29 protein-coding genes and 1 riboswitch are annotated in these 24912 nt (G+C 67.1%); of the genes, 10 read left to right on the forward strand and 19 right to left on the reverse strand.

The annotated features are described in order from the left end of the window. The first annotated feature begins 140 nt into the window (after positions 1-140). Together AWC12_RS08275 and AWC12_RS08280 are read left to right on the forward strand one after the other, a co-directional pair. A complete protein-coding gene (locus tag AWC12_RS08275; protein ID WP_024447629.1) occupies positions 141-632 on the forward strand; it encodes a YajQ family cyclic di-GMP-binding protein in 492 nt (163 codons plus the stop codon). A gap of 95 nt (positions 633-727) precedes the next feature. After that, the gene (locus AWC12_RS08280; protein ID WP_024447628.1) at positions 728-1753 is read left to right on the forward strand and encodes an NAD(P)H-dependent glycerol-3-phosphate dehydrogenase; all 1026 of its coding nucleotides are present in this window, start codon (positions 728-730) and stop codon (positions 1751-1753) included. 3 nt (positions 1754-1756) lie between these two features. On the opposite strand, the gene AWC12_RS08285 is transcribed toward AWC12_RS08280, so the two are convergent. From AWC12_RS08285 to grcC1, 4 genes are all read right to left on the reverse strand, one after another. Further along, complete coding sequence (locus tag AWC12_RS08285; RefSeq protein WP_024447627.1) at positions 1757-2290, reverse strand: hypothetical protein; 534 nt, start codon at positions 2288-2290, stop codon at positions 1757-1759. 36 nt (positions 2291-2326) lie between these two features. After that, on the reverse strand, positions 2327-2788 hold the full coding sequence (locus tag AWC12_RS08290) for a hypothetical protein (RefSeq protein ID WP_085173833.1): 462 nt from the start codon (positions 2786-2788) through the stop codon (positions 2327-2329). Between the two features lie 294 nt (positions 2789-3082). Beyond that, on the reverse strand, positions 3083-3982 hold the full coding sequence (gene htpX / locus AWC12_RS08295) for a zinc metalloprotease HtpX (protein ID WP_024447625.1): 900 nt from the start codon (positions 3980-3982) through the stop codon (positions 3083-3085). A 78-nt stretch (positions 3983-4060) separates the two neighbouring features. Next, positions 4061-5068: a nonaprenyl/(2E,6E)-farnesyl/geranylgeranyl diphosphat synthase gene (gene grcC1 / locus AWC12_RS08300; RefSeq protein WP_207576395.1), complete on the reverse strand. Its 1008-nt coding sequence runs from the start codon at positions 5066-5068 to the stop codon at positions 4061-4063. Positions 5069-5089: 21 nt separating this feature from the next. Here grcC1 and menJ point away from each other — a divergent pair, with 21 nt between their 5' ends. Together menJ and AWC12_RS08310 are read left to right on the forward strand one after the other, a co-directional pair. After that, a complete protein-coding gene (menJ, locus tag AWC12_RS08305; RefSeq protein ID WP_024447623.1) occupies positions 5090-6340 on the forward strand; it encodes a menaquinone reductase MenJ in 1251 nt (416 codons plus the stop codon). A 97-nt stretch (positions 6341-6437) separates the two neighbouring features. Beyond that, on the forward strand, positions 6438-6857 hold the full coding sequence (locus tag AWC12_RS08310) for a GAF domain-containing protein (protein WP_085173542.1): 420 nt from the start codon (positions 6438-6440) through the stop codon (positions 6855-6857). An 89-nt stretch (positions 6858-6946) separates the two neighbouring features. Here AWC12_RS08310 and AWC12_RS08315 read toward each other — a convergent pair whose 3' ends face one another. Continuing rightward, complete coding sequence (locus tag AWC12_RS08315; RefSeq protein ID WP_085173543.1) at positions 6947-7546, reverse strand: TetR family transcriptional regulator; 600 nt, start codon at positions 7544-7546, stop codon at positions 6947-6949. 78 nt (positions 7547-7624) lie between these two features. Here AWC12_RS08315 and AWC12_RS08320 point away from each other — a divergent pair, with 78 nt between their 5' ends. Then, complete coding sequence (locus AWC12_RS08320) at positions 7625-9190, forward strand: phytoene desaturase family protein (protein ID WP_085173545.1); 1566 nt, start codon at positions 7625-7627, stop codon at positions 9188-9190. On the opposite strand, the gene AWC12_RS08325 is transcribed toward AWC12_RS08320, so the two are convergent. Together AWC12_RS08325 and AWC12_RS08330 are read right to left on the reverse strand one after the other, a co-directional pair. Beyond that, positions 9183-10241 carry an alpha/beta hydrolase fold domain-containing protein gene (locus AWC12_RS08325; protein ID WP_085173547.1) on the reverse strand — a complete coding sequence of 353 codons (1059 nt, stop codon included), beginning with the start codon at positions 10239-10241 and terminating at the stop codon, positions 9183-9185. The two genes, AWC12_RS08320 and AWC12_RS08325, sit on opposite strands and share 8 nt — an antisense overlap. Positions 10242-10383: 142 nt before the next feature. Then, entirely contained in the window at positions 10384-11070 is a 687-nt protein-coding gene (locus tag AWC12_RS08330; RefSeq protein WP_085173549.1) for a demethylmenaquinone methyltransferase, read from the reverse strand. Between the two features lie 102 nt (positions 11071-11172). On the opposite strand from AWC12_RS08330, the gene AWC12_RS08335 reads away from it, so the two are divergent. Together AWC12_RS08335 and AWC12_RS08340 are read left to right on the forward strand one after the other, a co-directional pair. After that, a complete protein-coding gene (locus AWC12_RS08335; protein ID WP_085173551.1) occupies positions 11173-11997 on the forward strand; it encodes an SDR family oxidoreductase in 825 nt (274 codons plus the stop codon). A gap of 2 nt (positions 11998-11999) precedes the next feature. Continuing rightward, entirely contained in the window at positions 12000-12185 is a 186-nt protein-coding gene (locus AWC12_RS08340) for a hypothetical protein (RefSeq protein WP_024447616.1), read from the forward strand. Between the two features lie 4 nt (positions 12186-12189). On the opposite strand, the gene AWC12_RS08345 is transcribed toward AWC12_RS08340, so the two are convergent. The 3 genes from AWC12_RS08345 to AWC12_RS08355 all read right to left on the reverse strand — a co-directional run bounded on the left by AWC12_RS08345 (position 12190) and on the right by AWC12_RS08355 (position 14318). Beyond that, positions 12190-12600, reverse strand: a complete 411-nt coding sequence (locus tag AWC12_RS08345) for a hypothetical protein (RefSeq protein ID WP_085173553.1) — start codon at positions 12598-12600, stop codon at positions 12190-12192. Next, positions 12597-13091 (reverse strand): nitroreductase family deazaflavin-dependent oxidoreductase, encoded by a 495-nt coding sequence (locus tag AWC12_RS08350; protein ID WP_085173835.1) that lies wholly within the window; start codon positions 13089-13091, stop codon positions 12597-12599. The genes AWC12_RS08345 and AWC12_RS08350 overlap by 4 nt, the downstream gene beginning before the upstream one ends. A 99-nt stretch (positions 13092-13190) precedes the next feature. After that, a complete protein-coding gene (locus AWC12_RS08355; RefSeq protein ID WP_085173555.1) occupies positions 13191-14318 on the reverse strand; it encodes a glycosyltransferase family 4 protein in 1128 nt (375 codons plus the stop codon). A 134-nt stretch (positions 14319-14452) separates the two neighbouring features. Here AWC12_RS08355 and AWC12_RS08360 point away from each other — a divergent pair, with 134 nt between their 5' ends. Continuing rightward, positions 14453-15139 (forward strand): DsbA family protein, encoded by a 687-nt coding sequence (locus AWC12_RS08360; RefSeq protein ID WP_024447612.1) that lies wholly within the window; start codon positions 14453-14455, stop codon positions 15137-15139. On the opposite strand, the gene AWC12_RS08365 is transcribed toward AWC12_RS08360, so the two are convergent. The 3 genes from AWC12_RS08365 to AWC12_RS08375 are packed head-to-tail and all read right to left on the reverse strand — an operon-like array spanning position 15117 to position 18075. Then, positions 15117-15644, reverse strand: a complete 528-nt coding sequence (locus AWC12_RS08365; protein ID WP_036465392.1) for a DUF3592 domain-containing protein — start codon at positions 15642-15644, stop codon at positions 15117-15119. The genes AWC12_RS08360 and AWC12_RS08365 overlap by 23 nt on opposite strands. A gap of 8 nt (positions 15645-15652) precedes the next feature. Beyond that, on the reverse strand, positions 15653-17290 hold the full coding sequence (menD, locus tag AWC12_RS08370; RefSeq protein ID WP_207576396.1) for a 2-succinyl-5-enolpyruvyl-6-hydroxy-3-cyclohexene-1-carboxylic-acid synthase: 1638 nt from the start codon (positions 17288-17290) through the stop codon (positions 15653-15655). A gap of 2 nt (positions 17291-17292) precedes the next feature. Further along, positions 17293-18075 carry an alpha/beta fold hydrolase gene (locus AWC12_RS08375; RefSeq protein WP_024447609.1) on the reverse strand — a complete coding sequence of 261 codons (783 nt, stop codon included), beginning with the start codon at positions 18073-18075 and terminating at the stop codon, positions 17293-17295. A gap of 115 nt (positions 18076-18190) precedes the next feature. On the opposite strand from AWC12_RS08375, the gene AWC12_RS08380 reads away from it, so the two are divergent. Then, on the forward strand, positions 18191-19051 hold the full coding sequence (locus tag AWC12_RS08380) for a type IV toxin-antitoxin system AbiEi family antitoxin domain-containing protein (protein ID WP_024447608.1): 861 nt from the start codon (positions 18191-18193) through the stop codon (positions 19049-19051). Here AWC12_RS08380 and AWC12_RS08385 read toward each other — a convergent pair. From AWC12_RS08385 to AWC12_RS08405, 5 genes are read right to left on the reverse strand one after another with little or no spacing between them, the layout of a single operon-like run. Further along, positions 19038-19778, reverse strand: coding sequence for a DJ-1/PfpI family protein (locus AWC12_RS08385; RefSeq protein WP_085173559.1), 741 nt, complete (start codon positions 19776-19778; stop codon positions 19038-19040). The two genes, AWC12_RS08380 and AWC12_RS08385, sit on opposite strands and share 14 nt — an antisense overlap. A gap of 17 nt (positions 19779-19795) precedes the next feature. Further along, on the reverse strand, positions 19796-20758 hold the full coding sequence (locus tag AWC12_RS08390) for a GlxA family transcriptional regulator (protein ID WP_085173561.1): 963 nt from the start codon (positions 20756-20758) through the stop codon (positions 19796-19798). A 53-nt stretch (positions 20759-20811) separates the two neighbouring features. Beyond that, positions 20812-21786 (reverse strand): o-succinylbenzoate synthase, encoded by a 975-nt coding sequence (locus tag AWC12_RS08395; RefSeq protein ID WP_420087694.1) that lies wholly within the window; start codon positions 21784-21786, stop codon positions 20812-20814. Further along, on the reverse strand, positions 21783-22127 hold the full coding sequence (locus AWC12_RS08400) for a DMT family transporter (RefSeq protein ID WP_024447604.1): 345 nt from the start codon (positions 22125-22127) through the stop codon (positions 21783-21785). The genes AWC12_RS08395 and AWC12_RS08400 overlap by 4 nt, the downstream gene beginning before the upstream one ends. 2 nt (positions 22128-22129) lie before the next feature. Continuing rightward, positions 22130-22444, reverse strand: a complete 315-nt coding sequence (locus tag AWC12_RS08405) for a DMT family transporter (protein ID WP_085173565.1) — start codon at positions 22442-22444, stop codon at positions 22130-22132. A gap of 10 nt (positions 22445-22454) precedes the next feature. Continuing rightward, positions 22455-22521, reverse strand: a riboswitch (guanidine-III (ykkC-III) riboswitch). A gap of 143 nt (positions 22522-22664) precedes the next feature. Here AWC12_RS08405 and AWC12_RS08410 point away from each other — a divergent pair. Beyond that, complete coding sequence (locus AWC12_RS08410; RefSeq protein ID WP_024447602.1) at positions 22665-23279, forward strand: SOUL family heme-binding protein; 615 nt, start codon at positions 22665-22667, stop codon at positions 23277-23279. Between the two features lie 2 nt (positions 23280-23281). Here the strand turns inward: AWC12_RS08410 and AWC12_RS08415 are convergent, their stop codons facing one another. After that, a complete protein-coding gene (locus tag AWC12_RS08415) occupies positions 23282-24844 on the reverse strand; it encodes a long-chain-fatty-acid--CoA ligase (protein WP_085173567.1) in 1563 nt (520 codons plus the stop codon). Positions 24845-24912 lie beyond the last annotated feature (68 nt).

The following is a 24912-nucleotide window of genomic DNA, read 5'->3' on the forward strand; positions in this document are numbered from 1 at the left end:
GTGCTACACGCGCTTGAGCGCGCACAGCAGGATATAACGAGCACCGCACCCCGACACAAATCGCCAGGGTGGTTTGGCCCTCACTGCGGCCTGCGACCAAGATGGACGCAAGCACAACACCACGAGGGAGGGACGGTCCAATGGCGGATTCATCGTTCGACGTCGTCAGTAAGGTCGACCGCCAAGAGGTCGACAACGCGCTCAACCAAGCTGCCAAGGAATTGGCGACGCGGTTCGACTTCCGCGGCACCGACACCACGATCGAGTGGCAGGGCGAAGAGGGCATCATCATCGTCTCGTCCACCGAAGAGCGAGCCAAGGCCGCCGTCGACGTCTTCAAGGAAAAGCTGATCCGTCGCGACATCTCGATGAAGGCGTTCGACGCCGGCGACCCGCAGCCCTCGGGCAAGACCTACAAGGTCATCGGCAGCATCAAGCAGGGCATCAGCAGCGAGGACGCCAAGAAGGTCACCAAGATCATCCGCGACGAGGGTCCCAAGGGCGTCAAGGCCCAGATCCAGGGCGACGAGATACGCGTCAGCTCCAAGAAGCGCGACGATCTGCAGGCCGTCATCGCTCTACTCAAGGGCGCCGACCTCGATATCGCGCTGCAGTTCGTCAACTACCGCTAGTTCCGTAACGCTACGGCGAATTTCGGGCGCTTTTTCCGCCGTGGCGTTACGCAACTGCCAGCGCAGCCGAGCAAACCCGCCCTAGGGTGATCGGCATGGCACCTGCGCAACGTGAACCCAAAGTCGTTGTTCTCGGGGGCGGCTCGTGGGGAACCACCGTCGCGTCCATCTGCGCCAGGCGCGGTCCGACACTGCAGTGGGTCCGCTCGCAGGAGACCGCCGACGACATCAACACCAACCACCGCAACTCCAAGTACCTCGGGGACGAGGTCGAGTTGGCCGACACGCTGCGCGCCACCACCGACTTCACCGAGGCCGCCGAGTGCGCCGACGTGATCGTCATGGGTGTGCCGTCGCACGGGTTCCGCGGCGTGCTGACCGAATTGGCCACGCAGTTGCGGCCGTGGGTTCCGGTCGTCTCGCTGGTGAAGGGCCTCGAGCAGGGCACCAATTACCGGATGAGCCAGATCGTCGACGAAATCCTGCCCGGCCACCCGGCCGGCATACTCGCCGGACCGAACATCGCCCGCGAGGTGGCCGACGGGTATGCCGCCGCCGCGGTGCTGGCGATGCCCGACCAGCACCTCGCCGCGAATCTCGCAGGACTGTTCCGCACCAAGCGTTTTCGCACCTACACCACCGACGACGTATGCGGCGTGGAGATGGCGGGGGCGCTGAAAAACGTCTACGCCATCGCCGTGGGCATGGGCTTCGCCCTCGGGATCGGCGAGAACACCCGCGCGATGGTGATGGCCCGCGCCGTGGCCGAGATGTCAAAGCTCGGCGTCGCGATGGGCGGCAACCGGGACACGTTCGCCGGCCTGGCGGGCATGGGCGATCTGATCGTGACGTGCACCTCGCAGCGCAGCCGCAACCGGCACGTCGGCGAGCAACTCGGCAAGGGTAAGACGGTCGAGGAAATCATTGCCGCGATGAACCAGGTCGCCGAGGGCGTCAAGGCCGCCAGCGTCATCATGGAGTTCGCCGACAAGTACGGCATCTCGATGCCCATCGCGCGCGAAGTGGATGGTGTCGTGAACCACGGCTCGTCGGTCGAACAGGCCTACCGGGGGCTCATGGTCGAAAAGCCCGGGCACGAGGTGCACGGCTCAGGCTTCTGAGCCTCAGTTGAAGTAGGGGTTGGTGCCTTCGGGGCGCGCGACGAGCGGGTTGACCTGGTTGACGACCCAGGTGGCGCCGGGGCTGACCACAAAACCGGACTGATTGACCGAGTCGACGCAGGCCGTGGTCGTGCCGTCACCGCCGCAGCTGACCGTGCCGAAGCTGATCCGCGTGTTCGGCGGCAGGGCGTTGACCGGTTCGGTCACGATCGGTCCGCCGACCGAACCGAATCCGGGTACGACGCCGGACCGGCCACTGACCAGGTTGGCGCCGTTGGGCGCGCCGGGAAGGACGCCGCTGCATCCATACGGGCCGGACCGCTGCACCATGCACGTCAGCCCGGCCGTGGTGAAGGCGTACGACGAGCCGCCGTACACCGCGAAATCCTGCGGGTTGGCCGGCGCATAGGCGTTGACGTTCGGGGGTGGCGGCGGTGGAGGCGGAGGCGCCGGCTGCGCCGCGGCCACGCCGGACGCGCCGAACACACCAGCCGCGGCGACGCACACGGCAGCAACGACAGATCGGCTCGACACCATCACAGCCTAAGTGTCGTCACCGGGGCCGGCAGTGTTTCAGAACGCGTACGAGCCGGCCGGGCTGATGACGAACCCGGACTGGTTGAACGTGTTGACGCACGACGTCGCGAATCCGTCGTTGCCGCAGCTGACGGTCTTGAAGCTCAGCCTGCTGTTGGGCGGCAGCGCCGGAGCGTTCTCGACGAAGCCGTACATCGGCTGAGCCGAGTTGGCGAAGCCGACCCCGCCGCCGGCATTTCCGGACACCATGTTCGCACCGCCGGGTGCGGCGGGCAGCGGACCGCTGCAGCCGTAGCTGCCCGACCCGCGATCCAGCACGCACGTCACACCGTCGAGGGCGCTGAAGACGTACCAGTTGCCGTCGTTGGCGGAGTAGTCCTTCGGGTTCGCCAGCGCCATCGCGTTCACGTTGGGCGCCGGCTGCGCCGATGCGAGACCCGACGCTCCGAGGATCGCCACCCCGAAGGCGGCAGCCATGCTCATCAATCTGCTCAGCACGGACCACACCCTAAATCGGCGGGGGGAGCAGTGCAGGTCCCGGCCCGAAAGTCTGACGGCAACGTCAGCTCACGTGATCTGGCTGAGCGAGTACTGCCGTGCCCACGCCACCGCCACACTGCGTCGCTCGAATCGGATTCGGCACCGGCGTCGGCGGACGCCTGCGCCGGTGTCCCGGCGAGGAAGAAGCAGGCGGTCGCGCCACCGGTGAACGCCACGGCGGCGCAATCACTCACCGCAGGGCCGGATGCCCGTTGAGCAGGCCGTTTAGCCGATTCCGGCAACCGGATTTGCTCAGTACAGGCCCGGCCCCTGACCGGGGCCGCCATACCCACGTCCGGCCATCGCTTCCAGGCGCGCGATGCGGTCGGCGATCGGCGGATGGGTGGAGAAGAGCTTGCCGATCTTCTCGCCTGCCCGGAACGGGTTGGCGATCATCAGGTGCGCCTGATCGGCCAGCTGCGGCTCCGGCGGCAGCGGGGCACGCTCCACCCCGGCGCTGATCTTGCGCAGCGCACTGGCCAGAGCCAGCGGATCACCGGTCAGCTCGGCGCCGGACTGGTCGGCCTGGTACTCGCGCGACCGCGACACCGCCAGCCGGATGACCGTCGCAGCGATCGGGCCGAGAAGCGAAACCAGAAGTATTGCAAAGGGATTCGTGCCGCCGTCGCGGTTTCCGCCGAACATGCTGGCGAAGAACGCGAGGTTGGCCAGAGCGGTGATCACCGTCGCCATGGCACCGGCCACACACGAGATGAGGATGTCGCGGTTGTAGACGTGGGACAGCTCGTGGCCGAGGACGGCGCGCAACTCGCGCTCGTTGAGGATCTGCAGGATGCCCGTCGTACAGCACACAGCGGCGTTGCGGGGGTTGCGTCCGGTGGCGAACGCGTTGGGCGCGGCGGTGTCGCTGATGTAGAGCCGAGGCATGGGCTGGCGCGCCGTCGTGGCCAGTTCACGCACGATCCGGTACATCACCGGTGCCTGCATCTCGTTCACCGGCTGGGCGTGCATGGCGCGTAGAGCCAGCTTGTCGCTGTTGAAGTACACGTAGGCGTTCATGCCGAGCGCGAACAGCACCGCCAGGAACATGATGTTGCGCCCGAACATGGCGCCGACCCCGACGATGAGACCTGAGAACACCACCAGCAACAGGAAGGTCTTCGCCCTGTTCGCGTGCGGATGCCAAGTCATTGTGGGCTCCTCCTCCGGAAACCTGCGTGAGTCATCGCAAAGGCAACGACCGGGCGACCCCTCTCGGTTCCGGACCGGTCAGCCGTCGCGATTGATCGTGTACTGGACCAGGCTGGCGAGCGCCTGCCGACCGGGAAGGTCGGGCAGTTGGGAGAGTTCGGCTTCGGCTTCCGCGGCGTAGGCGGCGACGGTTTCTTTGGCCTTCTTGATGCCGTCGGAGGCGCGCAGCAGCTGCAGCGCCTCGGCCAGGTCGGCGTCGTCGGTGACGGGGCCTTTGAGCAGCTCGCGGAGCCGGTCGGCGTCCGCGCCCGTTTCGCGCAGCGCGTAGAGCACAGGCAGCGTGTGCACGCCCTCGCGCAGGTCCGTTCCCGGCACCTTCCCCGACTCGTCGGGGTCGCTGTCGATGTCGATGATGTCGTCGGAGATCTGGAACGCGGTCCCCACGATGCCGCCGAGCCGGGCCAACCGCTCGACCTGCGCCTCGTCGGCACCGGAGAACGTCGCCCCGAACCGGCCCGACGCCGCGATCAGACAGGCGGTCTTCTCGTAGACGACCTTCAGGTAGTGGTCGACGGAATCGACGTGGTCGGCGCTGCCGCGCGTCTCGCGCATCTGGCCGGTGACCAGGAGCGCGAACGTGTCGGCGATGATGCGCACCGCGTCGGGACCGAGCCTGCTGACCAGGCGGGATGCGGTCGCGAACAGGTAGTCGCCCGCCAGGATCGCGATGTTGTTGCCCCATCGGGCGTTGGCGCTCGGGGCACCGCGGCGGACCTGTGCCTCGTCCATGACGTCGTCGTGATAGAGCGTCGCCAGGTGCACCAGCTCGATGACGGCGCCGGCGACGGTGACCTGCCAGGCGTCGGGTTCGGGCCCCAGTTGGGCCGACAGCACCGTGAACAGGGGCCGGAATCGCTTGCCGCCTGCCTGGAAGAGGTGCTGGACGGCCTCGGACATCAGCACGTCGGCCTTGCCCAGCTCTTCGGACATCAACGCCTCGATACGGGCAACCCCGTCGCGGACGTCCTGGGCGAACTGGGCATCGCCGAAGTCCACTCCCGCCACCACATTCGCCGGTGTCCTCACACAGCCAACATACTGGGAAGCATGCACTCACCGGCGGGCGGAGCAATCCGGGGATCGTCGAGCGCCGAGGTCGTGGTCGTCGGAGCGGGACCTGCGGGCTCCTCGGCTGCAGCATGGGCGGCTCGGGCAGGCCACGACGTGTTGGTCATCGATTCCGCTCAGTTCCCCCGCGACAAGGCGTGCGGCGACGGGCTGACGCCGCGGGCGGTGTCCGAGTTGCGGCGCCTCGGGCTGGGCGACTGGCTGGACGGCCGGATCGCGCATCGGGGATTGCGGATGTCGGGCTTCGGTGCGGACGTCGAGGTGACATGGCCGGGTCCGTCGTTCCCGTCGTTCAGCAGCGCCGTCCCCCGCACCGAGCTCGACGAGCGCATCCGGCTGGTCGCCGTCGACGACGGCGCGAAGATGATGCTGGGCGCCAAAGCTGTTTCGGTGGAGAAGGATTCGCGGGGTCGCGTGTCCGGGGTGGTGCTCGACTCCGGCGAGGTCGTGACGTGTTCGTCGTTGATCGTGGCCGACGGGGCGCGGTCGACGCTGGGCCGGGCGCTGGGCCGCGAATGGCACAAGGAGACGGTCTACGGCGTGGCGATTCGCGGGTATATCGCGACGCCGCGGGCCAACGAACCGTGGATCACGTCGCACCTCGAGCTGCGGTCCCCCTCGGGTGAGGTGCTGCCGGGCTACGGCTGGATTTTCCCGTTGGGCAACGGCGAAGTGAACATCGGCGTCGGCGCGCTGGCCACGGCGAAGCGCCCGGCGGACGCGGGGCTACGGCCGCTGATGAACTACTACACCGATCTGCGCCGCGCCGAGTGGGACTTCTCGGGCGATCCGCGGGCAGGGTTGTCGGCGCTACTGCCGATGGGTGGCGCCGCGTCGGGGGTGGCCGGCCCGAACTGGATGCTGATCGGCGATGCCGCGGCCTGTGTGAACCCGCTGAACGGGGAAGGTATCGACTACGGGTTGGAGACGGGCCGGCTGGCGGTGTCGCTGCTGGGTTCCGGCGCCTATACCGACGCCTGGCCATCGGTGTTGCACTCGCATTACGCGCGGGGCTTCTCGGTCGCCCGCCGCTTGGCGCTGCTGCTGACCTATCCGCGATTCCTGCCACTGACGGGGCCCGTGGCGATGCGCTCGTCTGCGTTGATGAAGATCGCCGTCCGGGTGATGGGGAACTTCGTGACCGACGAGGACGAGGATCTGGTCGCCCGAGTGTGGCGCGGCGCGGGCACGCTGTCGCGAAGGATCGACGAGCGCCGCCCCTTCACATGACGTTTGTGTTGGACGGGTTGGCACCGCGAGCGCGCGCGTTTGCACAGCGACACGCCGCCATTCGTGTGCGGGGACGCGCGCTCGCTGCGGAGCCAGCGTGACGTTTGTGTACAGGGCGCCCCTGCGCTCCCGCTCCGACGATGTCGACCCCCAACTGGCCGTGGAGCGCGCACTGTCGTTGGGGCTGTGCGGCTTCGGGGATCGCGGGCACGGCTCGCAGCTGGCTCGGCGGGTGGAGCGGTTCGCCGAGGTGCCTGACGGGTCATTCGTCTGGACGCGCGACAGCGACGGACTCTACTGGCTGGGCCGCATCGACGGCCCGTACCTCTACGACACCGACGGGGCGGGCGTCGATCTCGTCCACGTCCGTCCATGCCGATGGTGCGACATCCCTGTCGTCGAATCTGCATGCCCCGCAGCAGTTGTCGCGACATTCGGCAGGGGTGGCCGCAACTTTCAGCAGATTCACGACGACGGCGTGGGCGAGCAGACAGCGCGGCTGTGGGAGCACAGGTGATGCGCTCGCGCGCGGCGAGCGTGCGTGAATTGCCGCAATTCGCGGCGTGTCGCCGTGCAGACACGCGCGCTCGCGGCGCCGAGCCAGCATCAGCACAGTGCGGCGAAACCTGAACGCACCAGACCCATGCTCGACGCGGTGATTGCGCCGAGGTCTCCCGTGCAGCCGTCGCGGCCCCAATGCTCTACCGCCACAACGAGAGCCGCGGCCAGAGCGGCGCCGGCGACTTCGGCGACCAACTCGATGTCGGGGACATCGGCGTAGCGCACTCTGACGAAGTCGGTGAGCACCGCCGCGAACGACGCCTGTACCACACGCAGGTGTCCGGCGATACGCTCGGCGCTGATCAGCTCGTTGCGCGCGGTCGCCGCCTGCCGGACCACCTCAAGGTCGTAGGGAAAGCTGACAATGGCGGCGAGCACCGCATCGAACACCGACTCAGATCTGGGGCGCCGCGCGAGCGCTTCGGCCAGCCATTCCACCTGCGTCTCGTAGTCCTGGAACAGCACCGCTTCCTTGGTCGGGAAGTGGCGGAAGAAGGTGCGCTCGGTGACGCCGGCCTCGCGCGCCAGCTCCGTCACCGTCACGTTGGCAAAGCCCCTGGCGGCGAAACTGTTCAGCGCAGCCTGGCGAAGGGCGTCGCGCGTCGACCGGCGCCGCAGCTCATGAAGATTCGGTGTGCCGGCCACAGGGGAAGCGTACGCATCAGAGGCGCAGATATGTCAGTTCTGACCATATTCGTGTCAGTACTGACATATTCTCGGACGATGAGTGATTACGACGCGATCGTCATCGGCGCGGGCCACAACGGCCTGACCGCCGCTTTCCTGTTGCAGAACGCGGGTCTGCGCACCGTTTGTCTTGAAGCGAACACCTACGCCGGCGGCATGGCCGCGACCGTGGAGCTGATCGACGGGTTCCGGTACGAGATCGCAGGTTCGGTGCAGTTCCCCACCCCTGCGGTGGTCGCCAAGGAACTCGGCCTCGACGGGCTACCCACCATCGAGACCGACGTCATGTCAGTCAATCTCGGCGACGACGGGGACGAGCCGATGATCTTCTACCGCGATCCGATGAAGTTCATGACGCATCTCGGCGAGAAGCACGGGAACGACGCGGTGATGGGGATGGCCGGGCTGCTGACCTGGAGTCAAGGTCCCGCGAAGGCGCTGGGCCGCTTCGATGTCCGCACACCCCCGAAGACCATCGACGAGATGTACGCCTGCGCGAGCAATGAAGCGGAGCGCAGAGCAATCCACGACGTGCTGTTCGGCACCGCGATGGATGCGATCGACCGCTATCTGCCCGATCGGAGCAAGCATGCGGTATTGCGCAGCATGCTGGCGTTCCTGGCCATCAACTCAACCTACCGCGGGCCTTATACCCCCGGCAGCGCAACGTGTTTGGCGTTCGCCCTGGCCGTGCCTGACGACACCACCGCGATGATGACGAAACTGGAAGGCGGCATCGGCGCGCTCTGCGACCATCTGCTCGAGCAGTTCCTCGCCGCCGGCGGTGAGATCAAATACCGGACCAAGGTCGACAGCATCGTCGTCGCCGATGACCGCATCGCCGGGGTGCGATTACGCGACGGCTCCCAGATCAAGGCGCCAATCGTGGTGTCGACGCTCTCGCCCGACACCACGCTACTCGACATGGTCGGTGCCGAACGGCTCCCCGCCGACCTCGCCTCCCGTCTGACAGGCCGCGACCACCGGGCGTCATTCGTGCAGATCCACTTCGCCCTCGACGGCCTGCCGACGTTCGCCCCGCCCTACGACTTTCTGAACGAGCCCGGGATGCAGGGTTCGATAGGGATGTTCAACTCCCCCGAGGAACAGCAACGCCAATGGGAGGAATGTCGACGCGGCGTCATCCCGGACAACCCGTCCATGGGCATGCAGATCCCGTCGGTACACGACGCAGAGATGGCACCCGAGGGCAAGCACGCCGCCAGCGTGTACGCCTACGCGTTTCCCGTCGAAACCGACCGGGAGCAGCACGGTCACCTCAAGAACGTGATGGCCGAGAAGGTCGTCGACAAAATCTGCCGGTATGCTCCCGACTTCCGCGACATCCAGATCCGGCACATCACGTTCGCGCCCTATCACATGAACACGATGTTCGGCGCGCCGTCAGGTGACTTCTGCCACGGCCTGCTGCATCCAGACCTCATGGGGCCCAACCGTCCTGGCCCCACGGGGTTCCTCGACCTGCCCGTCCCGATCGACGGTCTCTACCTCGGCGGCGCCGGCTGCCACGGCGGCCCGGGGATCACATTCATCCCCGGGTACAACGCGGCGCACCAGGTGATCGACGACCGGGTCAGCTGAGAGACTTGGCGAATCCGCTGACATCGCGCACGCTGGCCGAGAACACATCCGGTAATGCGTTGCCGAACAGCAGATCTCCGCCGTGGCACGTGCCGGCGACGACGCGACCGACCGTGGGCACCCCGGCTCGCAGCAGCCTGCGGTAGTACTGAAGTCCTTCGTCACGCAGCGGATCGAGCTCGTTCACCGAAATAATATGCGGTGGAAGGCCTTGCAAGTCCTCATCACTGGCGACCGACGCCCAGCATGTGGCGTCCTGCGCATGCGCACCGTGCGGGTCGTACAGCGACCCGAGCAGCGCCAGCTGCTCGCAGCTGATGAAGTAGCCGTCGTTCTCCTTCAGCGACGGCAGGTCGTGGCAGTCCTCCAACCACCGGTTCGAGATAAAAGGGCACTGCGCGTAAAAGCCCGCGATCTCGCCGATCCACCCTTCGCGTTTCGCCTTGTGCGCCAACGTCAGAGTGAGGTTTCCTCCCCCGGACTCGCCGGAGACGACGAGCTGGCCGACACCGAGATCCGCACGGTTGGCGCTGACCCAGCGGGCGGCGGCGGCACAGTCGTTCAATCCGGCTGGGAACGGATGCGGGCCCAATTTGCCTCCGCTGTTTCGGAATTCGACACCGAAGACAACCACACCCGTCGAGGCGAGATGCTCGCGGAGCCGGATGTAGGCGAGGTCACCGGCACTTGCGATCGCCATACCGCCGCCGTGCAGGTGTACGACGCCGGGGAGTGGTCGCTGCGCATCAGTGGGACGGCTGATGTAGACGGTGACGTCGTTGCCGTCGGGGCCAGGAATCGTCGCCGTGGTGGTAGAGACATTCGAGGGGTGTGGGAGTTCGGCGGCGAGGACGTCGAAGATGGCGCCCATGCCCTCCTCGCTCATCGCGGCGTAGGCGTACCGCTCGTCGAGCGGTGAGTCGACGGACAGACCGCTGGGTGGCAGTCTTCCGTCGAGGCCGAAGCGGGCGAAGGCCGCCACCATGCGTGGATCCGCACGAGGATCGGTGCCCAGGGTGGCGTAGGGATCGGCGTGGCGTCCAAGCAGCATGACGGCACGCTAGCGCTCTGCGCGCGAAAAGGCTGCTTTCACTGGCCGCGAACGCGCGCGAAATCCCGAAATTTGCGGCGCGTCGGCGGTCAGACACGCGCGCTCGCGGTGCGGGGATCGCGGTGCGGGGTGCGCGGTGCTCTCAGGGTTTGGTGGCGGCGTGCAGTGCAACGATCCCGCCGGACAGGTTGCGCCAGCGCACATTCGTCCACCCGGCCGCCTCGATGCGCCGGGCGAGATCCGCCTGATCGGGCCACGCCCTGATCGACTCGGCCAGATAGACATACGCGTCGGGATTCGACGACACCGCCGACGCCATCCGCGGCAGCGCCCGCATCAGATATTCCTTGTACACGGTGGCGAACGGCGCGAAGGTCGGCGTCGAGAACTCGCACACCACCAGCCGGCCACCCGACCGCGTCACCCGAGCCATCTCGCGCAGGCCCGCCGTGTGGTCGACGACATTGCGCAGACCGAAGCTGATCGTCACCGCATCGAAGGACTCGTCCGCGAACGGCAGCTTCGTCGCATCGCCGGCGACCTTCGGCACATCGCGGGCCGCGCCCGCGGCCAGCATCCCGACCGAGAAATCCGCCGCCACACACCAGGCGCCCGAGGTCGCCAGCTCCACCGTCGACACCGCCGTGCCCGCCGCGAGGTCGAGCACCTTGTCCGCCGGGGTCAGCCGCAGCGCCTCGCGCGTGGCGCGCCGCCAGAAGCGGTCCTGCCCCAGCGAGAGCACCGTGTTGGTGAGGTCGTAGCGGCGTGCGACCCCGTCGAACATCGACGCCACTTCATGGGGATTCTTCTCCAGCGAGGCGCGGTTCACGCTGCCGAACGTATCAGGCAGCCGGCTGTGGGTTGGCTGTGCGCTCGGTCCGAACAGGGCGCTGGAGGGAATGACACGCGGCCCTCTGGGCATTGACCGGGTATGAGTGAAAAAGTTTGGTTCATCACCGGCGCTTCACGCGGCTTCGGTCGCGAATGGACGATCGCGGCGCTGGAACGCGGAGACAAGGTGGCCGCCACCGCCCGCGACGTGTCCACGCTGGACGACCTCGCCGCCAAGTTCGGTGACGCGCTGCTCCCGCTGACACTCGACGTGACGGATCGCAACGCCGATTTCGCCGCGGTGAAGGCGGCCCACGACCATTTCGGCCGCCTCGACATCGTCGTCAACAACGCCGGCTACGGACAGTTCGGAATGCTCGAAGAACTCTCCGAAGAGGAAGCGCGCGCCCAGATCGAGACGAACGTCTTCGGCGCGCTGTGGGTCACGCAGGCGGCGCTGCCGTACCTGCGCGCTCAGGGCAGCGGCCACCTCATCCAGGTGTCGTCGATCGGCGGGGTCACCGCGTTCCCGAACCTCGGTCTCTACCACGCGTCCAAGTGGGCGCTGGAGGGCTTCTCGCAGTCATTGGCCCAGGAGGTCGCCGACTTCGGTATCCACGTCACGCTGATCGAGCCGGGCGGCTTCTCCACCGACTGGGCGGGTCCGTCGTCCAAGCACGCCACCCCGCTACCCGCGTACGACGAGCTGCGCGCCAAGAACGAGAAGTGGCGTGCCGAGCGCACCGCCCGGCCGGGCAACCCCCAAGCCTCCGCCAGGGCACTTCTCAAGGTCGTCGACGCACCCGAACCGCCCCTGCGGGTGTTCTTCGGTGAGCTGCCGCTGCAGCTGGCCAAAGCGGACTATGAAAGCCGCCTCTCGAACTGGGAGCAGTGGCAGCCGGTCGCAGTCGAAGCCCAAGGCTGACGATGGCGCGCGGCGACCACCCCATGCGCACCCCGTTCTACGGGGTGTTGCTGTCGGCTGCCGCGTTCCTGTCCTGTTGGGCGGCCGCCATCATCACCGTGACGTGGCTGGCTGCGACGATCTACGTCGTCGCAGCGATCGCTGCGGGTGTCGGCGTGGTGATGACGCTGCGGGACTACGAGTCCTAGGTTTTCAGGCGGCGGCATTCTCAGCGATGCTGTGCCAGAGTGCATCGCGCTCTGCTTTGGACAGTGTCGGCGAGAAGTCGACCACCAGTGTTCCGACCTGTTCAAGTGCGTGGTCGGCCGCGAATCGTTGGGCGTCGCCGGTCGTCGGGAACGACATGATGCGAAACCTGTCGGTGGTGATTGCCTGATCGCACCGTGCGCTGACGCAGTCGGAGCTCGTGGTGTCGATCGGGTGCAGCAGAGTCAGCCCGTCGCCTTCGAGGCGGTCGACGACCGCCGCGGCCGTGCCCGTGACATACCCCGCGGTCGGTCCGTGGGTGACCGTCTCGCGCTCCGGCGACGCCGTTGACGAACAGCCGCAGCACCACACCACGCCCGCCGATAGGACGCTCAAAAGTTTCTGAAGCCGGGTCATGTCAGACGCAGTTCGACGATCGGCAACGTGGTACCCGGCGGATCAAGTTGCCCTTCCAGCGCGTCGGCGACGACACCGCGCAGCGCCGCCCATGCCCGCGGATGCCTGTCGATATAGCCTCGCAACGTGTCGTCGGCCTCGAATGCTGACAGCCTGCGTGCGGTGGCTGGGACGTTGCGTCGCCCTGCCACCGACACCCGGACCTTCGGATGCGCCATCACATTTCGGAACCATTGAGCGCTCTCACCGAATCCTGACGGGACCAGATAGACGCCGCGCGCGGGATGCCCGATGACCTCGAGGACCACGTAACGCCGGGCACCACTGACCCGGCCGACATGTTCGAGCATCAACATTCGGGAGCCGAACACGAATCCGAGGCCGGCGCGATACAGCCGGATCGGTGCCCGCGCCACCGCACGGGTATGGAGCGCGCGATCAAGAATTGTGGACGCAACTGGGGTCACGGCCAGACCCGCACTCTCACCCATGCCGGCCCGCGCTGACCTGTACGACTCCGCGGCATCCCCATCAGTGTCGTTCATACCCACGATGGTTGCGCTCATGCAACCCCGGTCATCGCTGCTGGATCAGGCTGCCTTGACGCCCCGGGTGCCGAGGACATCGTCGTAATGGCCGATGAGCTCATCGCAGATCACCGGCCACGTCCGGCCCAGCACGCTCTTGCGCGCCGCCACCGAGTAGCGACGCCGCTCGGCAACCAGGTGATTGACGGCTTCCGACAGCCTGCCCTCGAATTCGTCGACCGGCAGTAGAAGACCGGTGCGGTAGGGCGCCACGAGATCGCGGGGTCCGCCGGCGTCGGGGGCGATGACCGGCAGCCCGGATGCCATCGCCTCCTGCACGGCCTGGCAGAACGTCTCGTGCTCACCTGCGTGCACGAACACATCCATGCTGGCGTAGGCGGCGGCGAGGGCTTCCCCGTAGAGTGCGCCGGTGAAAACTGCTCGGGGGAAGTCGGTTTCGAGCTTGGCGCGGTCGACGCCGTCGCCGACGATCACCACCTGCACATCGTCGCGGGCGTGCAGCGGGGCGAGCCGCTCGACGTGCTTCTCGGGTGCGAGCCTGCCGACGAACCCGACAATCGGCTTGCCGGCGGGAGACCAGGACCGCCGCAGCCGGTCATCTCGCGCCGACGGTGCGAAACCCGTCACGTCGACGCCGCGACCCCACTTGTAGACCCGCGGGATTCGATGTGCGACAAGATCTTCCATCGCTGCCGTGGACGGGGCGAGCGTCCTGTCGGCTTTGCTGTGCAGGCGCCGGGTCCAGGCCCACGACGCACGCGAGAGCGCACCGATGCCGTAGCTCTGGGCGAAACCGGCGACGTCGGTCTGGAACACCGCCACCGTCGGGATGCCGAGGTGACGGGCCGCGTGCACACCGCCCCACCCGAGCAGCGCCGGCGACGCCAGGTGGACGACGTCGGGGTCGAAACCACGCAGGACACCGACCATCCGGGGACGTGGGACACCCAGCGGAAGCGATGTGACCTTCGGAAACATCATCGACGGGACCCGGTGGATGCGGACTCCGTCGTGCAGCTTGTCGGCGGGCGGCTCACCCCGGGGGGTGTCGGGGGCGATGACGATGACCTCGTGACCCGTGCGACGCAAGTGCTCGATGACCCGAAGCACCGAGTTGGTGACACCGTTGACATTCGGGAGGAACGATTCTGCGACGATTGCAACGCGCACACCGCGACAGTGACATCGTCACCTGTCCCGAAGGTTGCGCACAGGGATATGTCACACGAATTGCGGGTGCGGCACGACCCGCGGTTCACCGCGAAAAACATGCTTGGCGGCGTCATCGCGGCCAGGATGGGTGCATGCGTCTGTTTCGCCCGCTGATCGTGATCTCGGCGCTCGTGCTGCTGGTGCCCGCCGCCGGGTGCTCCAAACAGGTCACCGGCGTGCCCCAGACGTCGTCGGAGACGGCGCCGCTGGCCGTGTCCGAGGACGGGTTCGGCATCGTCGTCGGGTATGACGACGCCCCCGCCAAGATCGAGATATACACCGAGCCGCAGTGCAGCCACTGCGCGGATCTGCAGCGGGATTTCGGCGATCAGCTCGCCTACAACATCACGGTGGGCACCGTGCAGGTCACCTACCGACCGCTGACATTCCTCGACGACGAAGACGACGGGTACTCGGCCGTCGTCGCCAACGCACTGTTCCTGGCCACTGAAGCCGTCGACAACTCGGCGGCCACGGGCACACAATTCCAGCGTTTCGTCGAGGAGCTGTGGTTCAACCAGGACCCCGGCGGTGAACCGTTCTCCGGTGACGAACTGCGCGACATGGCGGGCTCGGCCGGGCTTCCCGATCTGGTCGCCAACAACGTCGCGGACGACAAAGAGGGCGTCGACGTCCTCGACATGGAGGACACCAACTTCGGCCTGCTCTACGACATCGACCCCGTCGACACCGGCACGCCGACCGTCTACGACCTGAGTGCCGGAGAGAAGCTCGACATCTTCGACGAGAACTGGCTCAGCGACCTTCTGCAGCCGTGACCAGTTCGGGCTCGCGCCGCTCCCGGCGCCGCTCCAGCACCGCGGTACCCGCCAGCGCGACACCCGCGACCACCCATCCGACGACCGCGATCGACCCGGCAGGCACGATCGCCAACGCCGCGTTGCGGTGTTGCACGCGAACGAGATCCGGGTCGGTGGTGTCGTATTCGACGTAGATGCGCATGCCGTTTTCGAGTTCCGACGGGTACAGCACCCCGAGTTCAGGTCGGTAGGTGACCCGGTCGGGGGTGACGAATTCGATGGTGGAGCGTCGCTGACCCGCGTCGAGCACGGTGGCTTCGGCGACACCGAGATTGTTTTCGATCTGCTGGTCGTTTCGCCATGCCCCGACCACCAGAAGAACCGACTGCAGGGTCACCAGAGCGGCCGCCGCGACGATGCCGATGCGAAGTCGCCGAAATACTTTGGCGCTACGGGTTTCTCCCGGTTCTCCGTACAGGTGCGGCACGATGACCGGCTTGGCCCGGTGCCACAGCGCTGTCAGGCGCTGTTTCACAACTCGGCCTTGATCGACGCATGCAGCGCACGCAGCGACGACCTGTCCGCCTTGACCTCCAGCACCCGCATACCGTCGACGTCCTCGTCGAGGGCCTCGGCCAACTGGCCGGCCTCGATCTGGCGGCTCTCCACGTGATAGGCCCGGCACAGCGCACCGACGTCGACGTCGTGTGGTGTCCCGAAGATGCGCGAGGACACGTCGGTGAACCGGGGGTCGCCCTGCTCGAGCAATTCGAAGATTCCGCCACCGTTGTCGTTGGAGACGACGATCGTCAGCTTGGTCGGCGTCGGCTCCGTCGGCCCCACCAGAAGTCCCGAACTGTCGTGCACAAACGTCAGATCGCCGATCAGGGCGACGGTGCGGCCGCCGGTGGCGCGCTCGTGCGCGAGCGCCGCGCCGATCGCCGTCGACACCGTGCCGTCAATGCCGGCCACGCCCCGGTTGGAGCGCACTTTCACGCCGTCAGTGTTGAACCCGACCAGCGCCATGTCGCGGACCGGGTTGGACGCCCCGAGCACCAGCTGATCACCGGGGCGCACTGCGTCGGCCACGGCCGCGGCCACGTGCAGACCGGTGGTCAGCGGGTGGGCCTGCAGTTGCCCACGAACCGCGCCGACAGCGCGGCGGTTCGCGTCGGCGCAGCGGTCCAGCCATTCCCGGGACGGGTCCCCGGAGAGGACCGCCCTGGTACCTGTGGCCTGCGAGTTACCCGAAACGTCGGGCCAGCGCGGCCCGGTGGTCAGCGCGAAGACCGGAACCGTGGGATCGGCGAGCAGTGCCGACACCGGACGGTGCAGCGTGGGACGGCCGAGCATGAGGACCTGTTTGGGCCGAAGCAGTCGTAGCGCCAACGGATGCAGGGGCGTTTGCGCGAAGGGTGCTGTCGGTTCGGCGACGGTCGGCAGATGCGCGAGGTTCGGGTGGCTGCCTGCGCCGTGCCCCGCGATGACGACCGTGTCCGGGGTCAGGTCGATCTCGAGCGGCTGATCGAACGTGACCGGAGGGGTGTAGGTCCATGGCTTGCCGTCGGGACGCCCCTCGGGGGCATAGGGCCTGCCCGGTTCCGCCACATCGGGCACCAACGGCTCACGCAGCGGGATGTCGAACTGCACGGGACCCGCGTTCGCTGAGCGAGAACCGATGGCGGCGGCCAACACTCGGCACGTTGCCGAGCGCCACTGCGCGTTCGACGACTCCGGATCGGCGTTCTCCTCGGCCAATCCGAGACTGATCATCGCGCGGACCTGCGTCCCGAAGTAGCCGAGTTGCTCGAACGTCTGGTTCGCGCCGGTGCCGAGCAATTCGTAAGGCCGATTCGCCGACAGCACGATCAGCGGAACGCGGGCGTAGTTGGCTTCCACGACCGCGGGACCGAGGTTGGCGACCGCCGTCCCCGACGTCATCGCCACGCACACCGGCGCACGTTCGGCTACCGCAAGCCCGATGGCCAGGAAACCGGCGGTGCGCTCGTCGATGCGGACGTGCAGACGGAGCCTGCCGGCGCGGTCGGCGTCGTGCAGCGCGAAGGCCAGCGGCGCGTTGCGCGACCCCGGACACAGGACGACGTCGCGGACGCCGCCGCGGACGAGTTCGTCCACGACCACGCGTGCCTGCGTCGTCGAGGGATTCACCACTACAGGGTATCGGCGAAGAAATTGAGGATCGCGGTGTTGACGACCTCGGGCTTCTCGATGAAGCCGAGGTGGCCGGTGTCGGGGATCTCCAGGTACCGCCCTTCGGGCAGCGCGTTGGCGACCTCGCGGCCGAGGTGCGGCGGGAGCACGACGTCGTCGGCGAACCCGATCACCAATGACGGGATCGTCACGTTCTGGTAGGCCGCCAGCCTGTTCTCCTGCGGCGCGATGGTGAGGTGCGTGCGCATGCCCGGCGTCGGCTTCTGCGGCCACATCGTGAACATGTCGATCCAGTCCCGCACAGCATTGTCGTCGTTCAGCGTCTTGGGCGAAAAGCTCTCCAGCAGGCGGACTTTCGCGTCGAACTCGGCCGGTAGGGAGATGCCCGATTCCGCCAGCGCCTTCTCGCCCTGCCAGAAGAAATCGCGAGTGCGGTCGTGGCGGCCACGGGTGGCCATCAGCACCGCCGACCTCACCAGCTCGGGGCGCGCGACCATCAGCTCCTGCGCGATGTAGGAGCCCATCGAGACAGCGACGATGCGCACCGGGGCGAGGTCCAGCTTCTCGATCAATGCGGCGGTGTCGCCGACCATCGTCTCGGTGGTGAAGCCCTCGGCGGCCTCGGTGGCGCCGATGCCCCGGTTGTCGAACGTCACACATCGGTAACCGGCGCGGGTGAAGACCGGCACCTGGTGCAGGTGCCAGGTGCGGCCGGCACCGCCGCGACCTGCGATGAAGAGCACCGGATCGCCGGTCCCGCGGTCATCGAATGCCAAATTCACCCCGAAGACGCTACTTCCTTGCGAATCGGGCGCGCTTACGCACCCTGAGCGTCGTTTTGCGCGCCGGATTCACGCTGAGCGGAACCGAACGCGCGCGGGCTGCGTCCGATCAGACATGCTCGCCGAATACCTGCGCCGCCACGACGGCGTCATCACCCTCGCCCAGGCGCGGGACGCAGGCCTCAGCACCCGCGCGATACAGCGACGAGTGGAATCGGGCCGCTGGCGCCGTTGTGCGCGCGGTGTCTACTTCGTCGACGACAGACCTTTCACCGACGCCGCTCGGATACGGGCAACGGTGTGGGGATACGGCCGACATGCCGCTGCAAGCGGACTCACGGCGGGATGGTGGCATCACTTGACTCGCTTCGCACCCGAGCGCATCGAGGTGACAGTCCCGCGCGACAGTCACGGCCGCCGCCACGACAGAAGTCGCCTACGGCGCAGGAACCTCGACCCTTGCGACGTCGTCGAAGTCAATGGACTGCGGGTGACGGCACTCCCGTTGACCGTGGTCGAGGCCGCGGTGCAGTTCGGCGGAGGCGCCAAGTTGATGGACTCCGCCCTGCAACGCCATGTCGACCTGTTGAGCTTGTGGCGGACGCATCTGCGCAACAAGGGCCGCACCGGTGCGCCGCGCGCCCGGCGCCTGCTGCAGGCCGCCGACGACGGTGCGCGGTCCGAGGCTGAGCGCCGATTGCTCAAAATCCTGCGCGATGCGCGAATCACTGGATGGAAAGCCAACTATCGGGTCGGTGGCTATCGCGTCGACGTGGGTTTCCCTGTGCAGAAGGTGGCCATCGAGGTCGACGGGTTCGCGTTCCACAGCGGCGCCGAAGAGTTTCAGGTCGATCGCACGCGACAGAACGACATCGTCATGATGCGCTGGACCGTGCTGCGTTTCACCTGGCTCGACCTCGTCGAATATCCCGAGCGAGTTCTCGCCGTGATCCGCGCGGCGATTACGGCGCGCTGAGCGACGGTGAGCGTCGTTTTCCGCGCCGAATTCGCTTGAGGGCGGCATCCCAAAGCAAGCCCGTCGAGGCGGCCAGCGCGGCCGGTTTGACCATCTCCTTGCCCATCATCGCCGTGGCCAGGGCCTTGGTAGACGCCGACGCCTTCGACATGTGCCCGGAGTCGAACGGCGGCTGCGGGTCGTACTCCATCGACAGCTGAATCGCCTTGGCCTTGGCCTCACCACCGATGCGACCCGCCAGCCACAGCCCCAGGTCGATGCCCGCCGACACCCCGGCCGCCGTCACGGTCTTGTCGTCGGCCTCGACGATGCGCTGATCGCCGACCGGCTGCGCGCCAAGGGTCTTGAGCACCGGCAGCGCCGCCCAGTGCGACGTCGCACGCTTGCCCTCGAGCACACCCGCCGCGGCCAGGATCACCGAGCCCGAGCACACCGACGTCGTCCACGTCGACGTCTCGTGCGCGCGGCGCACCCAGTCGAGCACCTTCTCGTCGCGGGCGTGCTCCAGGGTGGCGAAGCCACCGGGAATCAGGATGAGGTCCGGCGATGGGGTTTCGTCGAACGAGTGCGTGGCCCCGACGAGCAGCACGTGCGAGTCCGCGGCGATCGGGCCGGGTTCGTGCCAGACGAACCGCACCTCGGTGTCGGGCAGCCAGCGCAGACTTTCATACGGCCCGATGAAGTCCAGCGCCGTGAAACCCGGGTAGAGCATGATGGCGACCTGCATGGTGAATCTCCTTTTTGTCAGGCGAATGTCTTGCGGTACTGGTCCGGTGAGACGCCGAACCGGCGGACGAAGTTGCGGCGCAACGTCTCCGCGGAGCCGAACCCGCAGCGCGCGGCGATCACCGTGACGGTGTCGTCGGTCTCCTCGAGCTGGCGGCGCGCCGCTTCGGTGCGGACGCGCTCGACGTAAGCGCCGGGCGCCTCCCCGACCTCGTCGGTGAAGACGCGCGTGAAATGACGTGGGCTCATCGCGGCGCGGCGCGCCAATTCGGGGATGCTGTGTGCGCCAACGGGTTCGGACTCGATGGCCTCCTGCACGTCCCGGATCGGGGTGCGGCGAGCGCGCGGCATCCACACCGGCGCCGCGAACTGCGTCTGACCGCCGGGCCTGCGCAGATACAGCACGAGGTAGCGGGCGACGGTCTGGGCGACCTCGGTGCCGTGGTCGTCTTCGACGAGTGCCAACGCCAGGTCGATACCGGCGGTGACACCTGCCGCGGTCCAGACTTTCTCGGAACTGCGGACGAAGATCGGGTCAGGATCGAATGTCACGGCAGGGAACTCGGCGGCGATCTGGTCGACGAAAGCCCAGTGAGTGGTGGCGACACAGCCGTCGAGCAGTCCGGCCTGCGCCGCCAGCACCGCACCGCTGCACACGCTGACCACCCGTCGGGCCCGCGGGGCGACGGCGGCGATCCACTCGATGAGCACATCGTCTTTGCGGGCCATTTCGGTGCCGAAACCCCCGGGCAGCACGACGGTGTCGATCTCGTTGTCGGGATCGGGCAGCGGTTCGGCGACGAAAGTCAGACCGGTTCCGGTGCTGACCGGCTGCCCGTCCACGGACACCACCCGTACCCCGTAGCCGTCGCCACCCCGGCCGGACAGGTACAGCGTTGCTCCGGTGAACACCTCGAACGGCCCGACCATGTCGAGGGCCTGCACGCCCGCGAAGCCGGCGATGAGCACCGTGCGCTCCATGCACTCAGTGTTGGGGACCGCCCCGATGGCGTCTAGGCCATGCAGCCCACAAATCAGGACATCAGCGGAAAGCAGGCTCGGACGCGGTCGACCCACCACTGCCTGCGGTCTGCCGTGGCCGCCAACGCAGCCAGCCGAGCCGGGTCAGGTGTGACCGCCTCCGCAGGTAGGCAGCCGTCGACCGCGGCCATCGGGGCAGCGACGTCCTCGACGAACAGGCTGCCGGTCCCGAGGCCGCAGGCATGCTCGAGCGTGGGCAGGCACCCCGCGGCGACCAACCCCGCCCCGATGCCGACCGCGGTGTCGAGAGCGCTGGACACCACGACGGGGATGTCGATGCGTGCGGCGATGTCGAGCATCGCGTGCACGCCGCCGAGCGGGGCGACCTTGAGTACAGCGATGTCGGCGGCACCGGAGCGCACGACGTGAAGAGGATCCTCGGCCTTGCGGATGCTTTCGTCGGCCGCGACGGGTACGTCGATGCGCCGACGTAGCTGCGCCAGTTCGGCGACGGTGCGGCACGGCTGCTCGAGGTATTCGAGGGGTCCGTCGGTGGTCAGGGCGCGCGCGGCGGCGACCGCTTCCTCGACGGTCCAGCCACCGTTCGCGTCGACGCGGACCGTGAGTCCGGCGGCCCGGATGGCGCTGACGCGTGCGACGTCGTCGGCCAGCGTCTGCCCAGGCTCGGCGACCTTCACCTTGGCCGTCCGCGCACCGGGGAATCGCGCGAGTACGCCGGGGACATCCTCGGCGGCGACGGCTGGGACGGTGGCGTTTATCGGGATGTGAGTGCGGCGCACGGCGGGCAGTGCACGGTAAGCCGCCGAAATGCCCGACGCGAGCCAGTGCGCGGCTTCCGGCGGTTCGTACTCGACGAATGCGCCGAACTCGCCCCACCCGACCGGACCTTCGATCAGCGCCACTTCGCGGGTGGTGATGCCGCGGAACCGGACCCGCATCGGTAGCGCGACGACATGCAGCCGTTCGAGGATGTCGGCGAGTTCGACCACGCCACCATCGTGCGTCAGTGCGGCGCGATATGGCGCTGCGGGGCCTTCGGAAGCACCTTTAGGCCGGCGACTGCGGCGATGATCCCGGTCAGGAACACGGCCTTACCCAGCGTCGCCCCTTCGTCTCCGCTGAGCATCGCGTAGCCCACGGTCAGTGCGGCGCCCAGACCCGTCCACACCGCGTACGCCGTGCCCATCGAGATGTGCTTGGCAGCCCAGCCGAGTCCGGCCATGCTGCCCAGCAACGCGACGACGAATACACCGGTGGCAACGGGCGCAGTGAAGCCTTCTGCTTTGCCGAGCGCCGTGGCCCACACCGCTTCGAGGACCGCGCTGACAATCAGGACGATCCACGCCATGGTCAGCTCACCGCCTTCAGTCCGACGACGCTGCCGACCAACAGGCAGAGCAGCAAAACCCTTGCCGTGGAGGCGGCTTCCTTCTTGGTGACGATCGCCCAGACAACGGTGAGGGTTGCGCCGATACCCACCCACACGGCGTAGGCAGTCCCCGCGGGAAGGGAGGTCATCGAGTACGCCAACCCCGCCAAGCTGGCGGGCATCGCAAGGGCGAACGCGAGGGTGGGCCGCCACCGCTTGAAGTGGTCCGACATTCCAAGTGCTGTCGCCCAGACCGCCTCGAGGAAGCCGCTGAGGACGAGAACGAGCCACGCCACAAGACCCTCCTACGAGTCAGTCTTGTCTGTGCGGGTACTGCTCCCTCGTCCGCCGGCACCCGGATCAGGTGCCACACCAGCCACGTTACACAAGAGTTTCAGGATGGTCATGTCCCTGAAACAGATGGTGACGAGAGTCTCCGGCGGCGCGCAGCCATCCATGGGATCGGCAGCTCCGAAGACCTTCTGACAGGGGCTGTTGCAGGACAGGAGTGCGCACATGAATCGCTTCGTGAAACTCGGGGCGCAGGTCGCAGAGTCGGTGGTGTCGGTCGCCGGGATACGCACGGTGGAGGAACCGCACTTCATCGGACGTCCGCTGACCGACGATGTCGAGATACGCGAGTACGGGTCGCGAATCGCCGCCGAGACCACCGTCACCGGCGACAAGGACGCCGCGCTCAATGCGGGATTTCGTCGGCTTGCGTCCTACATCTTCGGCGCCAACAACCGCAAGGCCGAAGTGGCCATGACCGCACCGGTCTCGCAGCAGCGCAGTGAATCCATCGCCATGACCGCGCCCGTGGCACAAACGGGTAGCGCAGCGCAGGGTTGGACCGTCCGCTTCTTCATGCCGTCGAAATGGTCGATGGAGACCCTCCCCCAACCCGACGACCCGGATGTGCGACTGGTCGCGGTGCCCCGCGAGACCTTCGCAGTCCTTCGATTCAGCGGTGACCGGAGCCCCAAGGCAGTCTCCGAGAAAACTGACCAGTTGCTCAGAACCCTGCGCGACAACGGTATCGAGCCGCGCGGAGAGGCCGTGGCGTGGTTCTACGACCCGCCATGGACCCTGCCGTTCCGGCGGCGCAACGAGGTTGCCGTCGCGCTCTGAGGTCACACCGTCGCGCGGTCGCGACCCTCCCAATGCGGTTTGCGGAGTTCCTTTTTCAGGACCTTGCCGGTGGGGTTGCGCGGCAGTTCGTCGGTGATGTCGACCGACTTCGGGCACTTGTAGGCGGCGAGGCGCTCTCGCGCGAAGGCGATGAGTTCGGTTTCAGAGGTCTCGCCTTCGATCACCACGACGGCCTTGACGACTTCGCCCCACTTCTCGTCGGGGACACCGATGACGGCGACCTCGACGACGGCGTCGTGCTCGGCGAGCACCCGTTCCACCTCGATCGAGTAGATGTTCTCACCGCCCGAGATGATCATGTCCTTGAGCCGATCCTCGACGAAGATGTAACCGCCGTCGTCGACCCGCCCGATGTCGCCGGTGCGGAACCAGCCGTCCTCGGTGATCGCCTCGGCGGTCGCTTCGGGCCTGTTGTGATAGCCCTTCATCAATTGCGGTGAACGGAACCACAATTCGCCCTGTTCACCGGCGGGCACATCTTCGAGAGTGTCGGGGTCGACGACGCGGACCTCGGCGTTGGGGACGAGTGTGCCTGCGCTGGAGAGTCGCTCCTCCTTCCCCGGATCGCGGTGGGCCTCGGGGAGCAGATGGCTGATCACGCCGCACAATTCAGTCAGTCCATAGGCCTGCATGAAGTCGGTGTTCGGCCAGGCTTTCAGCGCGGCACGCAGCAACGGCAGCGGCATCGGCGACGCACCGTAGGCGAACGTCTTGAGCGACCCGAACAGCTTGACGGCATCCTCGCCGGCCTCCAGCACTTTGGCCAGCACCGCAGGCACGAGGAATGTTCTGTTGGCACCCTTGAGAATTGCCCCCGCGAGCGTCATCCCGTCGACGTCTCGCGTCATCACGCTCGGGAAGCCGTCGTGAATACCGAACTGCACGTAGGACGAGCCGCCGACGTGGAACAGCGGCATCGACACCATGTTCTTGTCGCCCTCGTCGAACTCGAAGCCTTCGTGCGCGTTGATGGTGTGGGCGATGATGTTGGCCTGCGTGAGCTCGACGCCCTTGGGGCGGCCGGTCGTTCCCGACGAGTACATGATGATGCAGACGTCACTTGGGTCGACGTCGTCGGACCGGTCGACTGGTGTCGCGGCGTCCAGGATGGCCTCGTACTCGTCGTCGCCTTCGGGCTTGACCGAGATGACGTGCTCGATGTGGGTGAGCTTGTCGCGGATCTTGTCGATCGAGGCCGTGAATTCGTCGCCTACGATGAGTAGCTTGGCGTCGGAGTCGTTGAGCACGTAGTCGAGCTCGTCTGCTGCCAACCGGAAATTGATGATCGCGGTCGCAGCACCTAGAGATGCGGCGGCAAATGTCAGCTCGACGCAGGCCGGGTGATTCTTGTCGAGAAAGGACACTACGTCCCCGCGTCCGATACCCCGTTCTTTGAGCGCGCCCGCGAGCCGTCGAACACGGTCGTTCCACTGCGACCAGGTCCAGGACCGGTCCAGATAGTCCATCGCCTCGCCGTCGGGCTTGGCGGAGGCCCAGTGGGCCAGTCGTTCGTCGAGGAAGCGGGGTGCGGGCAGATCGGCCATGGTCAGAAGCGTGCCACGCCGGTGCGCTGCGCTGACCGTATTCGCCCAATCTCAGCTATGTGACTCAC

Source organism: Mycolicibacterium iranicum (assembly GCF_002101705.1).
GTDB lineage: Bacteria > Actinomycetota > Actinomycetes > Mycobacteriales > Mycobacteriaceae > Mycobacterium > Mycobacterium iranicum.